Origin of the sequence: Burkholderia sp. SRS-W-2-2016, from assembly GCF_001931485.1 — a bacterium.
In the GTDB taxonomy this organism is placed as follows: domain Bacteria; phylum Pseudomonadota; class Gammaproteobacteria; order Burkholderiales; family Burkholderiaceae; genus Paraburkholderia.
The window spans coordinates 131065-145441 of the sequence record NZ_MSDV01000074.1; the positions used below are offsets into that span (position 1 = coordinate 131065).

General features: G+C 65.2%; 11 protein-coding genes, 1 tRNA gene, 1 rRNA gene and 1 riboswitch. Of the genes, 5 read left to right on the forward strand and 8 right to left on the reverse strand.

Going from position 1 to position 14377, the window contains the following annotated elements; translation table 11 throughout:
• Positions 1-124 precede the first annotated feature (124 nt).
• The 7 genes from BTH42_RS30850 to BTH42_RS30880 all read right to left on the reverse strand — a co-directional run bounded on the left by BTH42_RS30850 (position 125) and on the right by BTH42_RS30880 (position 9017).
• On the reverse strand, positions 125-1717 hold the full coding sequence (locus BTH42_RS30850; RefSeq protein ID WP_075304968.1) for an efflux transporter outer membrane subunit: 1593 nt from the start codon (positions 1715-1717) through the stop codon (positions 125-127).
• Positions 1714-2730, reverse strand: coding sequence for an HlyD family secretion protein (locus BTH42_RS30855; protein ID WP_075304969.1), 1017 nt, complete (start codon positions 2728-2730; stop codon positions 1714-1716). Before BTH42_RS30855 ends, BTH42_RS30850 begins: the two co-directional genes overlap by 4 nt.
• Positions 2727-2936, reverse strand: a complete 210-nt coding sequence (locus tag BTH42_RS30860) for a DUF1656 domain-containing protein (RefSeq protein ID WP_075304970.1) — start codon at positions 2934-2936, stop codon at positions 2727-2729. Before BTH42_RS30860 ends, BTH42_RS30855 begins: the two co-directional genes overlap by 4 nt.
• 81 nt (positions 2937-3017) lie before the next feature.
• Positions 3018-5120, reverse strand: a complete 2103-nt coding sequence (locus BTH42_RS30865; RefSeq protein WP_075304971.1) for an FUSC family protein — start codon at positions 5118-5120, stop codon at positions 3018-3020.
• Between the two features lie 6 nt (positions 5121-5126).
• Positions 5127-5705: a MarR family winged helix-turn-helix transcriptional regulator gene (locus tag BTH42_RS30870; protein ID WP_075304972.1), complete on the reverse strand. Its 579-nt coding sequence runs from the start codon at positions 5703-5705 to the stop codon at positions 5127-5129.
• A 132-nt stretch (positions 5706-5837) separates the two neighbouring features.
• A complete protein-coding gene (locus BTH42_RS30875) occupies positions 5838-7496 on the reverse strand; it encodes an ATP-binding protein (RefSeq protein ID WP_075304973.1) in 1659 nt (552 codons plus the stop codon).
• A 3-nt stretch (positions 7497-7499) separates the two neighbouring features.
• Positions 7500-9017, reverse strand: coding sequence for an ATPase domain-containing protein (locus BTH42_RS30880; protein ID WP_075304974.1), 1518 nt, complete (start codon positions 9015-9017; stop codon positions 7500-7502).
• Positions 9018-9446: 429 nt separating this feature from the next.
• Between BTH42_RS30880 and BTH42_RS30890 the strand changes: the two genes are divergently transcribed.
• Positions 9447-9887, forward strand: coding sequence for a hypothetical protein (locus tag BTH42_RS30890; protein WP_075304976.1), 441 nt, complete (start codon positions 9447-9449; stop codon positions 9885-9887).
• Positions 9888-10021: 134 nt separating this feature from the next.
• Here BTH42_RS30890 and BTH42_RS30895 read toward each other — a convergent pair whose 3' ends face one another.
• Positions 10022-10693, reverse strand: a complete 672-nt coding sequence (locus BTH42_RS30895) for a histidine phosphatase family protein (RefSeq protein ID WP_075304977.1) — start codon at positions 10691-10693, stop codon at positions 10022-10024.
• A gap of 88 nt (positions 10694-10781) precedes the next feature.
• Positions 10782-10928: riboswitch (cobalamin riboswitch) on the forward strand.
• Between the two features lie 41 nt (positions 10929-10969).
• Between BTH42_RS30895 and BTH42_RS30900 the strand changes: the two genes are divergently transcribed.
• From BTH42_RS30900 to BTH42_RS30915, 4 genes are all read left to right on the forward strand, one after another.
• A complete protein-coding gene (locus BTH42_RS30900; RefSeq protein ID WP_075304984.1) occupies positions 10970-11191 on the forward strand; it encodes a CbtB-domain containing protein in 222 nt (73 codons plus the stop codon).
• A gap of 11 nt (positions 11192-11202) precedes the next feature.
• Complete coding sequence (locus BTH42_RS30905; protein ID WP_075304978.1) at positions 11203-11949, forward strand: CbtA family protein; 747 nt, start codon at positions 11203-11205, stop codon at positions 11947-11949.
• Between the two features lie 721 nt (positions 11950-12670).
• Positions 12671-14203: ribosomal RNA gene (locus BTH42_RS30910) — 16S ribosomal RNA — on the forward strand.
• A 74-nt stretch (positions 14204-14277) separates the two neighbouring features.
• Positions 14278-14354 (forward strand) — tRNA-Ile (locus BTH42_RS30915).
• The last annotated feature ends 23 nt before the right edge of the window (positions 14355-14377 follow it).

Below are 14377 nucleotides of genomic sequence, written 5' to 3' on the forward strand. Positions count from 1 at the left end.
ACGTAGCTGCACCTTGCAGGAATGGCGACATGTGAGACCCCGTAGCGAGTAGTGGTGTCCCGTATTTAACCCGAAACGAAAGGCAAAAGAAAGCTGATCAAAAATAAATCGTAAGCTCTCTCGCTCAGGGTGCTTTAGCCGTTTCGGCGGCCTGGCGCGAGGCCGTACCAGCCGACCTGGCGGACCCCGCCGGCGCCGTTTTCGCCTTCGCCGCCGGTGTCGCTTTCAGTGCCGCCGGCGTCTCGCCCGGCGTACTCTGCCCCGAAACCTCCCAGCCGCCGCCGAGCGACAGGAACAGGTTGACCTGATCGACCGCGACCTGGCCTTCCGCCGCCGACAGCTGCGCCTTCGCCGCGGTCAGCGTGCGGGTCGCATCGAGATCGGAGATGAACGACTCGCGTCCCGCGCGATACAGCCGGTGCGTTTCATCAGCCGATTGCGCGGCCGACTTCAGCGCCGCGCGCAGCGCTTCGGCGCGCGCGTAGTCGGATGCGTAGGTCGCGAGATTGGTCTCGGTCTCGCGCAGCGCCTTCAATACCACGCCGTCGAACTTCGCGAGCGCGACCTGGCTTCCCGCTTCGGCTTCGCGGATGCGGCCGCGCGCGCCGTTGGTCGGGAAGTTCCACGTGAGCAGCGGACCGAAGCCCCAGCGCGCGGTCGGCTGGTCCGGGATGTCTTCGAGAATGCCGGTGAAGCCCGCCGATGCGCCGATGCTGATGCTCGGATACAGCGCGGCGGTCGCGACGCCGATCCGCGCGGTCGAACTCGCCAGTTGCCGCTCGGCCTCGCGCACGTCCGGGCGACGCCGCAGCAGCGCGGCGCCGTCGCCGATCGGCACCGGCTGCTTCAGTTGCGGAAGCCGCTCGCATGCGAGCACGGCCGGCGGCAGATCCGACGGCGCGCGCGCCAGCAGCGCCGCGAGCTGGTATTGCGCGATCTTGCGGCGCGCGGTGTAGCGCGGAATATCGGCGCTCAGGTTCTCGACCTGGGTCTGGCCGCGCGTGACGTCGGTCTGGTTGCCGCGGCCCGCGTCGCGCAGCCGGCGCGACAGGTCCACGCGTTGCTTTTGCAGCGTCAGCGATTGCTGCGCGATGCGCAGTTCCTCGGCCGACGAGCATTGCTCGACGTACGAGCGCACCACCGCCGCGACCACGGTGATGCGCGCGAGGTCGCCGGCGGCCTCGACCGCCTCGGTGTCCGCCTGCGCGGATTCGACCGCGCGCCGCAGCTTGCCGAACACATCGATTTCGTACGAGACGCTCAGACCGAAGTCGCCGAGATTCGCGACCGGCAATTTCTCGAACAGCAGGTACTGTTCGGCCGATTCCTGCGCGCGTTGGACGGTTGCCGATGCGCCGCCCGAGAAGCCGCCCTGCGCCTGCGCGACGCCGAGCGCCTCGCGCGAGCGCAACAGATTCGCGGCCGCGACCCGCAGGTCGGTATTCGATTTCAGCGCTTCGTCGACCAGGCTGTTGAGCACCGGATCGTCGTAGAGCTTCCACCAGACAGTCGGTGGATTGAGCGTCGAGGTCAGCGCCGGATCGGCGCCTTCGATCGCGCCGTTCGCGAGCGGCGCGTTGAGCATCGCCTGTTTCGGCAGCGTGTAATCGGGACCGACGTTGATACAGCCGCTCAGCGCAACCGCGAGCGGCAGCAACGGCAACAGCGGCAGCTTGGGCAGCCGCGGCAGCGAAGACAAGGTACGGGCGAATTTCATTGCGACTTGCCCGCCGAAGCCGCAGCCGAAGCGGCGGGCGCAGCCGGAGCCGACGCGAGCGCCGAAGCCGGCGCCACCGGCGCGGCCGACGCCGCCACCGCACCCGACGCCGGGCCGGTGCCCGACACCGCGCGCGTTCTCACCGGCGACAGATCGCGCACCGACACCGTCGCGGTACGCCCGGCGATCAGGCGGAAATCGGCCGGCACTTCATCGAGCGCGACGCGCACCGGAATCCGTTGCGCAAGACGCACCCAGCTGAACGCCGGGTTCACGTTCGGCAGCAGATTGGCGCTCTGCGTGCGGTCGCGGTCTTCGATACCGGCGACGATGCTCTGCACATGACCGCGCAACGGCGTCGGCTCGCCCATCACGGTGATGTCGACCGGCTGGCCGATGTCGATTCCGCGCAGCTTGGTTTCCTCGAAGTAACCGTCGACGCGGAACGAATGCATATCGACCACCGCGACCACCGCGCGGCCCGCCGACACGAATTCGCCGGCGCGCGGCGCGCGGTCGTTCAGATAGCCGTCGACCGGGCTCTTGATCGTCGAGCGTTGCAGGTTCAGCTTGGCGGTGTCGATCGCGACGTTCGCGTCGGCCAGCGCCGCTTCGCCCGCTTCGACGCGCGAGCGGCTTTCTTCGAGAATTTCGGCGGCCACGAGATTGCCGAGCTGGCGGTTACGCGCGTATTCGCGGCGGGCCTGATCCACCGTCGCGCGACGCTGCTGCGCGGTCGCCTCGGCCTGCCGCAGCGCGAGCGTGTAGCGCGCCTGGTCGATCACGAACAGCACCTGGCCCTGCTTGACCTGCTGGTTGTCCGCGACTTCGACCGACGAGATCAGCCCAGAGATATCCGGCGCGACCTGGATCACGTCGGCGCGCACGTGTCCGTCGCGGGTCCACGGCGCGAACATGTAGTAGGTGACCAGTTTCCACAGCACCAGCGCTGCGATCACGACGACGATCAGGGTCAGCAGAATCTGCCCGATGGAGAACCAGGTTTTTTTCACGTTATTAGTCTGTGCGAAACGACGACGACAAGGCCCAGCACCAGCACATAGATGCCGAGATCGAAGATGGAGCGATGCCAGACGAGGCGGTAGAAGCCGGTGTAGTCGAGCACCGTGCGGATCGCGAGGTTGATCAGATAGGCGATCAACATCAGCACCAGCACGGACGGCACGAACACGCCGAAGATATCGATTTCACCGAGCATCGCGGGAACTGGAAAAGGGTGGACGGGGGGCGCACGCGTACGCGCCGGCGCGGACTAATGGGGCCATGACATAAAGCTCCATCACGCGGCGGCCTCCGGTTCGGTCGGCGTGGGTTTCGTGAGCGTCGCCGGAAACAGCGAAAGACGCAAGCCGACCAGCGCGTGCAGCGCATCGCGCAGCTGGCGCGCCGAGGTCTGCGAGGTTTCGGTCGGCGCCGCCGCGTTGGCCACGCCTTGCGCGGTGACGCGCGCGACCGCCGCGTCGATCGACGACATCAGGCTCTGCGGCACCGGCTGGCGATGCCGCCGCGCGACGCAGCTCTCGTAGTAGGTACGTACTCCATCGAGCACATGATCGATCGCGGCGGGCGCTTCGCCGCCGAGCTTGCGGGTCAGGCGGCGCAGGTCGAGCGCGTTGAACGCGATGCGCAGATCGCGGAAGCTTTCGATCGACGGATGACGATGGTCGTCGGTCGCGGCGAGCCGCGGAATCAGCTGCATCAGGCGGTCGAGCATGCGCGCCGCGAGGTTGCGCGGGTCTTCGATCGGCTGTGCCGACGCGGTCAGCGCGACGTCGGCCCAGCTCGAACGCAGCAGCCGCGCGGCCGCGAGTTCGGCGCCGAACGGACGCGTGACGCGGGTCCACAGGTACGCGTACAGCAGCCCGGACAGACCCGCGAGGTTCGCGTTCAGGAAGGTCAGGAAGTTCGCGTCGTACGCATCCTGAATGCTGATGAAGGTCGCGGTGTTCACCGCGACCAGCACCGTCACCATATTGAATTGCGGGCGCGGGATCAGCGTGCCGACCAGAATGAACGGCGCGGCGAACAGGATCACCAGCATCGCGAAGTCGTGCACGTTCGGCAGCACGACGAACAGATACAGACCGGCGGCGACCACCGCGACCGCGGTCGCGACGAAGAAGCGGAACACCAGCGGCGCGGGCTCGTCGAGCGCGGCGAAGAAGCAGCACGCGACCGCCGCGAGCGTCACCGCGCTCGCGCCGTCGTTCCAGCCCGAGGTGATCCACAGCGCGCACGCGAACACCACCGCCGCGGCCGCCGACACCGTCGCGAACAGCATCATCCCGCGATCGTAGAAACGTTCGGTGCCGCCGAGCCGCCAATGGCGGAAGTGCGGCCGCCACGAGCCTTCCTCGCGCGTGATGATGATGCGCAGCGCGCGGCAGTCCTGCCACACGTCGATCACCTGTTTCAGACGCCACAGCGCATTCGACAGCAGCGCGCCTTCCCAATGTTTCAGCGCTTCGGCGGGCGGGCGCATCGCGGCGATGCGCTCGCGCAGCGCGTTGGCGGTTTCGTCCGCGTGATAGCCGTCGCTCGCCGCCGGCAGCGGCTGATTGAACCACTTGATCACGTCGTCGATCAGCTCGCGCAGGCCGGCGGGCCAGTGTTGCGGGCCGTTGTTATAGAGCGCGAGCAGCGGATCGGCGAGCGTCGACATGATCGGCAGCAGCAACTGCATGCGGCCGCGCAACTCGTGCGCGCGGGCGAGGATGTCGGGGCGGGTGTGATCGTAGGCGAGTTGGCTCAGCAGCAGTTCGAGACCGTTGATCGTGCTGGCGAGCCGTTGCCGCGCGCCCGAAATCGCCGCGCTGGCGATGCGGCCCGACAGCGTTTCGGTCGCGTAGAACGCGGCGTCGCGGAACCACGCGTCCGTGCGCTCGATGATGGTCGGCGCGAGCCGGCTCGGAAACAGCGCGCTACCGACGATGCTCGCGCACACGATGCCCAGAATGATCTCCTCGGTCCGGCTGACGGCGAGATCGAACACGCCGAGCGGATTGCCCACCGACGGCAGCGCGATGATCGGCATCGTGTACGCGGACAGCATGAACACATAGCTGCGCGCGGTGCGGTCGGAGATCGCGAAGTACAGCATCGTGCCGACCCAGGTCGCGACGATCACGCTGAACAGATACGGCGATTCGACGAACGGCGGCACCAGCAGCACCGCGCCGGCCGCGCCGAGCGCGGTGCCGAGCGCGCGATAGATCGCCTTCGAGCGGGTCGCGCCGACAAACGGATTCGACACGATGTAGACGGTGGCCATCGCCCAGTACGGCCGCGGCAATTCAAACGCGAGACCGATGTAGAGCGCGAGCATGGCCGCGGCAAAAGTCTTGACCGAGAACAGCCAGTCGCGGAGGGAGGGATAGACCATAAACCGTTACGCGGACTCGGCGTGATGCGGCGCGGCGGCGCGCGCGCGGCGTTTGGTGGACTTGCGGGGTTTGACCGGGGCGTTCGCTGCGCCTGCGGAACTTGCTGAACTCGCGGAGCCCGAGGAGCCCGCGGGTGGGGCGGCGACGTGCTCGGCGGTATCGACGGTGAACGCATCGAGCACGCGCAGCGCGGCTTCGAGATCGTCGCGCGACACGCCCTTGAGTGCCTGCGCGCGCAGCGTCACCAGTTCCTCTTCCATCTTCGCGGTGACGGCGCGGCCTTCGTCGGTGAGCGCGACGGTTTTCGCGCGGCGGTCGGCGGGGTCTTCGTCGCGGCGCATCAGGCCGGCCGCGCACAGCTGATCGAGCAGGCGCACCAGCGACGGCCCCTCGATTCCGATGTGATCGGCGAGCGTCACCTGACGCACCGCGGAGCCGAGCCGGCTCGCGGTCAGCAGCGGCGTTGCGCACGCTTCCGACACGTTGAACGTGGCCAGTACGCCATGACTCGTGCGGCGCCATTTTCTGGCGGCCACGACCAGCGTGCTGCTCACGGTGAGACGCAGGGCATCGAGATTCGACATGGCCGGTATTGTATTTCCAAACGATTCGTTAGCAAGCTATTGAATTGGAAATTAATGCCGGATCACGTGAGTCTGCGGCAAGAAAGCGACAGTGGTGTCAAGCCGGCGCAACAAAGGCCGGCGAGCGGGGAGTTACGCGGCCAGCCCGAGCCGCACCGTGCGCGCCAGCTCGTCGAGCTGAAATGGCTTGCGCAGGATCGTGCAGTGCTTGACCGCGACGCCGGTAATGTCGACGTCCGCGTAACCGGTCGCGAGGATCACCGGCAGATCGGCGCGCTGCTTGCGCGCCGCGGCGATCACGTCGAGCCCGTTCATCCCCGGCATCGCGAAGTCGACCATCAGCAGATCGGGGCGGTCGTCGGCGAGGCGGTCCAGGCCGGTCTGGCCGTCGGCGGCCTCGGTCACCGTGTAGCCGAGCATGCGCAGCGATTCGACCAGCATCGCGCGCACTTCGCTGTCGTCTTCCACCACCAGCACGCGCTTGTCGCTGGTCGCGTTCGCTTCGGCGTCGGCCTCCGCCTCGTTGCGCGCGGCCACCCGCTCGCGCCACGGCAGCCAGATCTGCACCGTGGTGCCGGTGCCTTCCTCGCTGAAGATGCGCGCGGCGCCGCCGGCCTGGCGCGCGATCCCGTACACCTGACTCAGACCGAGCCCGGTGCCCTTGCCGACCGGCTTGGTCGTGAAGAATGGATCGAAGACCCGCGACATCACCGCGGCCGGAATGCCGGTGCCGCTATCGACCACGTCGATCACCACGTAGCGGCCGGCGTTCAGGGTTTCGTCGGGGGCGTCGTGGCTGCTCACGCGAATCTCGAGGCTGCCGCCGGCCGGCATCGCGTCGCGCGCGTTGATGGCCAGATTGAGCACCGCGAGTTCGAGCTGGTTCGCATCGGCGCGGGTCCACATTTCGCCGCGCTCGAACGCGTTGTCGTAGCGGATCCCGGAGCCGAGCGAGACCGCGATGATGTCGCGCATGTTCTGCAGCAGCGCGACCACGTCGAGCGCCTGCAGATTCGGGTTGCTGTTGCGCGAGAAGGTCAGCAGCTGGCCGGTCAGTTTCGCACCGCGTTCGGTCGCGCGTTTGACGGAGGCGGCCATTGCGCGCAGGCGCTCGTCGTTGCTCACCCGCGAGATCAGCTCGGCGTTCACCATGATCACGTTCAACAGATTGTTGAAGTCGTGCGCGATGCCGCCGGTGAGCTGGCCGAGCGCTTCCATCTTCTGCGCTTGCACCAGCACCGCCTGGACCTTTGCGCGTTCGTGGATCTCGGCCATCAGACGATCGTTGGCCGACGCGAGTTCGTGCGTGCGCGCGGCGATGCGGCTTTCCAGCGAATCGTTCAATTGCTCCAGCGCGTCCTGCGCGGCGATCCGTTCGGCGAGCAGGCGGCGCGATTCGTACTGCCGGCCGCGCGCCCGCAGCGACGAGCCGACCGCGCGCCGCAACGTCTCCGAATTGAGCGGGCGTTCGAGCACCACCACGTTGCCGAGCCGCTCCAGCATCTCGAGCCCGCGCGCCGAGCGGCGGCCGATGCTGCGCGCGGCCAGCAGGATGAACGGGAAGTCGGACCACGCGGGTTGCCGCTCGAGCCATGCGAACAGGCCCGTCGCGTGGCCGTTCGCGAGCGCTTCCTCGGTCAGCAGCGCGGTGCCCGCGCCGACGTCGAGTTCGGTGGCGAGCGCGTCGGCGCTGTCGCAACTGACGCAGGCGCGGGCGTCGTTGTGCAGGACCGCGGCGATCACGTCGGCGTCGCGGCCGAACGGCGCGAGGATGAGGACACGCTGCTCCATTGTTCAGTGTCCGGTGGTATCGATCAGATTGCCGCTCGCGCCGAGCATCGCGGTCGCGCCGCGATACGACGGCAGACCCGACAGCACGCCCTCGAAGTCACGCAGCGCTTCGCCGACCTCGACCCCTTCGCGGCCGAGACGGAACTGGCGGATCGTGCGTTCATGGTCGTTCGCGCGGCTCTTCACCGCGGTCACCGCGGTCAGTACTTCGCCGTGATGCTCGAAATAGCGGAACAGCACGACCACGTCGCTCAGATAGCTGATGTCGACCTCGGTCTGCACTTCGCCGATGATCCCGTGCTGGCCGAGCACCAGCATCGTGACCACGCCCTGCTGGTTCAGGTAGCCGAGCATCTCGTGCATGTGCAGCAGCAGGAAGCGCTCGCCGGGCATCGCCTGCAGATACGCGTTGAGGCTGTCGATCGCGACATAGCGCACGTGCTCGTTCTCGACCGCGTTGCGCACGTCGCTCGACAGCTCGCCCGGCGAGATTTCCGCCGGATCGATCTGGCGCAACGTCAGAAGACCGCTGTCGACATACGGCGCGAGGTCCATGCCGAGCGTCGCGCAGCGGGTGATCAGGGTGCCGAGCGTCTCGTCGAATACGTAGTACGCGCAGCGTTCGCCGCGTGCGAGCGCGGCGATCAGACACGACACCACGGTGGTCGTCTTGCCGACCCCCGACGGGCCGATGACCAGCGCATTGGTGCCGGGAATCAGGCCGCCGCCGAGCAGCGCGTCGAGCCCCGGCGTGCCGGTGCTGAGCGGTTGCGTGTCGAAGCGCCGGTGATGCTCGGCCGCGACGAGACGCGGATACACGCGCAGGCCACCGGTACTGAGCGTGAAGTCGTGATAGCCCTCGCGGAACTTGATCCCGCGCATCTTCGCGATGCGCACGCGACGGCGGTTGCCGCCGTAATCGTGGGAGACGTTATCGAGGCTGATCACGCCGTGCACGATGCTGTGCAGCTGGATGCCGCTGGCGACCGACGAGGTGTCGTCGAGCAGCAGCACCGTGCATTCGCGGGTCGAGAAATGCCGCTTCAGCGCGAGGATCTGGCGGCGGTAGCGCAGCGGGTTCTCGGCCAGCAGACGCAACTCGGACAGGCTGTCGAGCACGATGCGCGCGGGCTTCAGTTCGTCGACGTGCTGGATCACGTTGCGCACGCTTTCGCCGAGTTCGACTTCGGCCGGGTGCAGCACGCTTTGCTCGTATTGCGGCTCGAGTCCCTCTTCGGGCAACTGCTCGAGGATCGTGAAGCGGCTCAGATCCCAGCCGTGGCTCGCGCCGATCGCGAGCAGTTCCTCGCGGGTTTCGGACAGCGCGATGTAGAGGCCGGATTGCCCCGCTTCGAGACCCTGGAGTAAGAATTGCAATGCCAGGGTGGTTTTACCTGTGCCCGGCGCGCCTTCGACGAGATACATGCGGTTCGGCGTGAGGCCGCCGCCGAGGATGTCGTCGATGCCTTCGATGCCCGAGGCAAGACGGGCGGGGGTGGAGGTGGCGGGTGTGGTCGACATGATGGGTAGAGTTGGTGTCGGCGGTGGCGTTCGATGCGTCGGGTTGGGGCGGTGGCGAGGTCGGGGGCGGTAAGGCGCGACGCAATTTGCGTGCCTTGGGGGGGCGTGGTGAAGGTTGCCGGCTTGGCTTGGCTTGGCTTGGCTTGGCTCGGCTCGGCTCGGCTCGGCTCGGCTCGGCTCGGCTCGGCTCGGCTTGGCTTGGCTTGGCTTCGCTCGGCTCGGCTTCGCTCGGCTCGGCTTCGCTCGGCTCGGCTCGACGGTGGGCGCTAGGGGCCCGGTGCGGCAGGGTGTGGCCTCGTTTATGGGCATGACGCGTGCTTTGGGATGCGAGGTCCGGGGAGATGCCTGCTGGTGCTTTGTGTGTTGCGCCGGACTGTGGCTGTTATTGCCGCTCTCCTTTCACCGAACCTGCCGAACTGCACGCCTGCTATGAAACCCTATCGACTGTCCGCCATCGCGCTGAGCGCCGCATCGCTAGTTGCGCTGCTGCCGTGCGGCGCATCCGCCGACGATAGTCCCCGGCCTTGCGCCGCGCTCAAGCGGATCGTGGCCGCCGCGCCCGCCGGCTTCGCATCGCTGACCCCCGACGACGGCAAAGGCGTCGCGCAACCTTATGGCGACGACGCGCAATGCTCGGCCGCGCATCGCAGTTTTCAGTGCACGTGGACGCCGCATCAGGCGGCGGGGGCGAACGCGGAAGCGCTGGAGGCGGTCGCCGCCGATATCGCCGCGTGTCTGCCCGACGCGACGCACGATCAGAACTCGCCGGGACGCCAGCACTTCTATCTAGGTGGGAAGGGGCAGCGCACCGAGATCACGTTGGCGCCGCAGGGGGCTAATCAATTGCGGCTGGTGGTGTCGGGGCGCTAGGGGGGATGGGCAGTTTTTGTCGGTGTTCGCTGGAACAGCGACACCTCCGGGTGGGCGCGAAAGGACCGTGCGTCGCGATCAAGCCGACGACGCTGGCGGCGTGGGCGTCGAGGCGGGAGTAGCGCGGGCAGTCTTTAAAGAGCGGTAGCCGGCCACCAGGTCCAGCCGCGCCGCGACGAGCGCAACTCGATCACCGACAGCGGCGCGATCTCGATGCGGGGAAACACCTCCGGCGCAGCGCCGAGCGCATAAACGATGGCGGCGCGCATGAGCGGCGCGTGCGTAACGGCGATAACGGTTCGAGCCGATTGCGCGGCGTGGTGTGTGGACGGTCGGAGTACGGCGTGTGCGGTGGGTGCCGATTCCGGCTCTGCCTCTGGCGCTGCCTTCGGCTCCGCATGCCGCCCGAGCGCGTCGAGCCATTGCCCAATCCGTTGCACCAGCTGAATAAACGATTCGCCGCCGGGCGGCGCGGCCGCGGGGTCGCGTGTCCATGCGGCCAGCGCATCGGCTGCCTGCTGCGCGATGTCGGCGAGACGCTGGCCGCGCCACTCGCCGTAGTCGACGTCCGCCAATGCATCGACAGGTGTGGCCGTGAGGCCGAGCGCGGCGACCGTATCGCGTGCGCAGGCGGCCGGGCTGGTGAATGCAGTGGCGCCGCCGAGATCGGCGCGCCGCGCGAGAACTGCGCGCGCGGCCTCGGCTGCGGCACGGTCCCGGGCTTCGAGCGGCTCGTCGGCGGGGAAGCGGCCCGCGCGCTGCGCGACCGTCGCCGCATGGCTCACCAGTAACAGTCGCGTATCCATCGAGTGCCTTATGAGTGCCTATGCGCTTTTACGCGGCCGCCGCGCCCGTGTTCAAGCACGCGTACGACGCCGCGAGACCCGCTACGGGCGTTCACGAAGGCCGAAGTTTAGCGCGTAGAATAGTCGCCTTGCGAAGCGCGGAAGCCGGTGAGAACCCGGCGCGGTCGCGCCACTGTAATCGGCAATGCATCTATAAGAGCCGAAAGCCAGACCTGAACTTCGCAACATTCCTCTGCAATCGACTATCGGGGCGCGTTACCCCAGGAGATGTCCGTGATGACTCAAGCTGTTTTCGATTCCGCCGCACAACCGGCGGCTCAGCCCACTCCCATTCCTCTGCGCGAGCTGCTGCCCTGGGTAGTGTTCGGCGGTTTGCTGCTATTGCTCGCGCTGTACTTCGTTGGTGCGGAACAGGGCGCCACGTCGCTGGTGCCCGGTATGTACGTGCATGAGTTCGTGCACGACGGCCGCCATCTGCTCGGCTTTCCCTGCCACTAACGGAGTTCATCATGGTAGGTAAGTTATTAGTACGCGGGATGCTCGCGGGCATCGTCGCGGGCCTGCTCACGTTCGCGTTCGCGCGAATCGCCGGCGAGCCGCAGGTCGATCAGGCCATCTCTCTCGAAGAAAAAGCGGCCGCCGCGCACGGCGAAGAGCACGAACACGAACCCGAACTCGTGAGCCGCGAGACCCAGGCGGGGCTCGGCCTGTTGACCGGCGTGGTCACTTATGGCGCGGCGTTCGGCGGACTGTTCTCGCTGGTGTTCGCGTATGCCTATGGACGCGTGGGTGCGCTGAGCGTGCGCGCGTTGTCCGCGTGGCTCGCAGCCGGCGCGTTCATCGCGCTCGTGATCGTGCCGAATCTCAAGTATCCGGCCAATCCGCCGTCGGTCGGCGACCCGGAGACGATCGGCACGCGTACCGGCCTGTTCTTTCTGATGATTGCGATTTCACTCGCGACGCTGGTGTTTTCGCTGAAAGTACGCCGGCGCGCGGTGGCGAAGTTCGGCGCGTGGAACGGCTCGATCGTCGCGGGACTGGTGTTCGTCGCGATCATCGCGGCCGTGCAACTGTCGATGCCGGTCGTCGATGAAGTGCCTGCCGCGTTCCCGGCGGTGCTGCTGTGGAAATTCCGCGTGGCGGCGATCGGCATGCAGTTGATCATGTGGACGACGATCGGGCTGCTGTTCGGCGCGCTGGTCGAGCGCAGTGCTTTTATGCGTACGAATGCGCGCGTGACGATGAAGTCGCTCTGATTCTCCGCTCGACGCGCAACCGCAGGCGCGGTCGCGCTTTACGCGCAATGCGAAAGAATGGTTTTGCATCAAGTACTTGGCGCAGTTTTGGTGCGGTTATCCACAGGCTTGCGAACATTTTCTGTGGAAAAGCTTCCAGTCGGCGTGCTCTTCATTCCTCTTATCTGATTCCTGGCGCGCCTGGGTTGCGCGGCAGGGGTTCTTCAAGTGAGAAGCTCGGCATTCGCCCGGCGCGAACCATTCGAGTTCGGCCGCGCTTCTTTCTTCCGATGTTTGTCGAGCCTTGGTGGTTCGCGGAAATGCGCCCAGTCGCATCGGATCCCTAACTAATTGCGAGGTGGTGGCGAATTGCCTATTTTTTGTGCTCCGCAATTTTTTTAAAATAATTGCGAAAAGGGTGTTGACGGAGTGTCTTCGGATCTCCATAATCTCGCTTCTTCGCTGATGACGCAGCGACGCAAAACGAAGCAGTGCCGGGTAGTTCAGGCAGTAAAGGCGCAGCGAGTTGAGCGAATCGATCTTTAAAAATTAACAGCCGATAAGTGTGGGCACTTGATGCGGAATGCGGCGGTGGATTCTTCGGAGTCTGCTGTATAGCAAAAGTATCAAAAGCCTCACACAGTATTAGAGGAAGGTTTGTCTGTCGAAAGACGGATTAATCATCGTCAGTACGTTGAGTGAGCGACCGGTCTCGAAAGAGACCGAAAACAGTAACAGGTTTGAACTGAAGAGTTTGATCCTGGCTCAGATTGAACGCTGGCGGCATGCCTTACACATGCAAGTCGAACGGCAGCACGGGTGCTTGCACCTGGTGGCGAGTGGCGAACGGGTGAGTAATACATCGGAACGTGTCCTGGAGTGGGGGATAGCCCGGCGAAAGCCGGATTAATACCGCATACGCTCTATGGAGGAAAGCGGGGGATCTTCGGACCTCGCGCTCAAGGGGCGGCCGATGGCAGATTAGGTAGTTGGTGGGGTAAAGGCCTACCAAGCCGACGATCTGTAGCTGGTCTGAGAGGACGACCAGCCACACTGGGACTGAGACACGGCCCAGACTCCTACGGGAGGCAGCAGTGGGGAATTTTGGACAATGGGCGCAAGCCTGATCCAGCAATGCCGCGTGTGTGAAGAAGGCCTTCGGGTTGTAAAGCACTTTTGTCCGGAAAGAAAACTTCGGGGTTAATACCTCTGGAGGATGACGGTACCGGAAGAATAAGCACCGGCTAACTACGTGCCAGCAGCCGCGGTAATACGTAGGGTGCGAGCGTTAATCGGAATTACTGGGCGTAAAGCGTGCGCAGGCGGTGATGTAAGACCGATGTGAAATCCCCGGGCTTAACCTGGGAACTGCATTGGTGACTGCATCGCTCGAGTATGGCAGAGGGGGGTAGAATTCCACGTGTAGCAGTGAAATGCGTAGAGATGTGGAGGAATACCGATGGCGAAGGCAGCCCCCTGGGTCAATACTGACGCTCATGCACGAAAGCGTGGGGAGCAAACAGGATTAGATACCCTGGTAGTCCACGCCCTAAACGATGTCAACTGGTTGTCGGGCCTTCATTGGCTTGGTAACGTAGCTAACGCGTGAAGTTGACCGCCTGGGGAGTACGGTCGCAAGATTAAAACTCAAAGGAATTGACGGGGACCCGCACAAGCGGTGGATGATGTGGATTAATTCGATGCAACGCGAAAAACCTTACCTACCCTTGACATGTATGGAATCCTGCCGAGAGGTGGGAGTGCCCGAAAGGGAGCCATAACACAGGTGCTGCATGGCTGTCGTCAGCTCGTGTCGTGAGATGTTGGGTTAAGTCCCGCAACGAGCGCAACCCTTGTCCCTAGTTGCTACGCAAGAGCACTCCAGGGAGACTGCCGGTGACAAACCGGAGGAAGGTGGGGATGACGTCAAGTCCTCATGGCCCTTATGGGTAGGGCTTCACACGTCATACAATGGTCGGAACAGAGGGTTGCCAAGCCGCGAGGTGGAGCCAATCCCAGAAAACCGATCGTAGTCCGGATCGCACTCTGCAACTCGAGTGCGTGAAGCTGGAATCGCTAGTAATCGCGGATCAGCATGCCGCGGTGAATACGTTCCCGGGTCTTGTACACACCGCCCGTCACACCATGGGAGTGGGTTTTACCAGAAGTGGCTAGTCTAACCGCAAGGAGGACGGTCACCACGGTAGGATTCATGACTGGGGTGAAGTCGTAACAAGGTAGCCGTATCGGAAGGTGCGGCTGGATCACCTCCTTTCCAGAGCTTTGCAGGAAGCACTTCAAGTGCTCACGCTTATCGGCTGTATGTAGGACAGTAACAGGCAGACTCAGGGGTCTGTAGCTCAGTCGGTTAGAGCACCGTCTTGATAAGGCGGGGGTCGATGGTTCGAATCCATCCAGACCCACCATCTTTGTCTGTGGTGCTGGGCGA

Coding starts and splice junctions, on each gene's coding strand:
- BTH42_RS30895 (WP_075304977.1), bottom strand. CDS start 10,693: ATGGATACGCGACTGTTACTGGTGAGCCATGCGGCGACGGTCGCGCAG.
- BTH42_RS30880 (WP_075304974.1), bottom strand. CDS start 9,017: ATGTCGACCACACCCGCCACCTCCACCCCCGCCCGTCTTGCCTCGGGC.
- BTH42_RS30905 (WP_075304978.1), top strand. CDS start 11,203: ATGGTAGGTAAGTTATTAGTACGCGGGATGCTCGCGGGCATCGTCGCG.
- BTH42_RS30865 (WP_075304971.1), bottom strand. CDS start 5,120: ATGGTCTATCCCTCCCTCCGCGACTGGCTGTTCTCGGTCAAGACTTTT.
- BTH42_RS30850 (WP_075304968.1), bottom strand. CDS start 1,717: ATGAAATTCGCCCGTACCTTGTCTTCGCTGCCGCGGCTGCCCAAGCTG.
- BTH42_RS30890 (WP_075304976.1), top strand. CDS start 9,447: ATGAAACCCTATCGACTGTCCGCCATCGCGCTGAGCGCCGCATCGCTA.
- BTH42_RS30900 (WP_075304984.1), top strand. CDS start 10,970: ATGACTCAAGCTGTTTTCGATTCCGCCGCACAACCGGCGGCTCAGCCC.
- BTH42_RS30875 (WP_075304973.1), bottom strand. CDS start 7,496: ATGGAGCAGCGTGTCCTCATCCTCGCGCCGTTCGGCCGCGACGCCGAC.
- BTH42_RS30870 (WP_075304972.1), bottom strand. CDS start 5,705: ATGTCGAATCTCGATGCCCTGCGTCTCACCGTGAGCAGCACGCTGGTC.
- BTH42_RS30860 (WP_075304970.1), bottom strand. CDS start 2,936: ATGCTCGGTGAAATCGATATCTTCGGCGTGTTCGTGCCGTCCGTGCTG.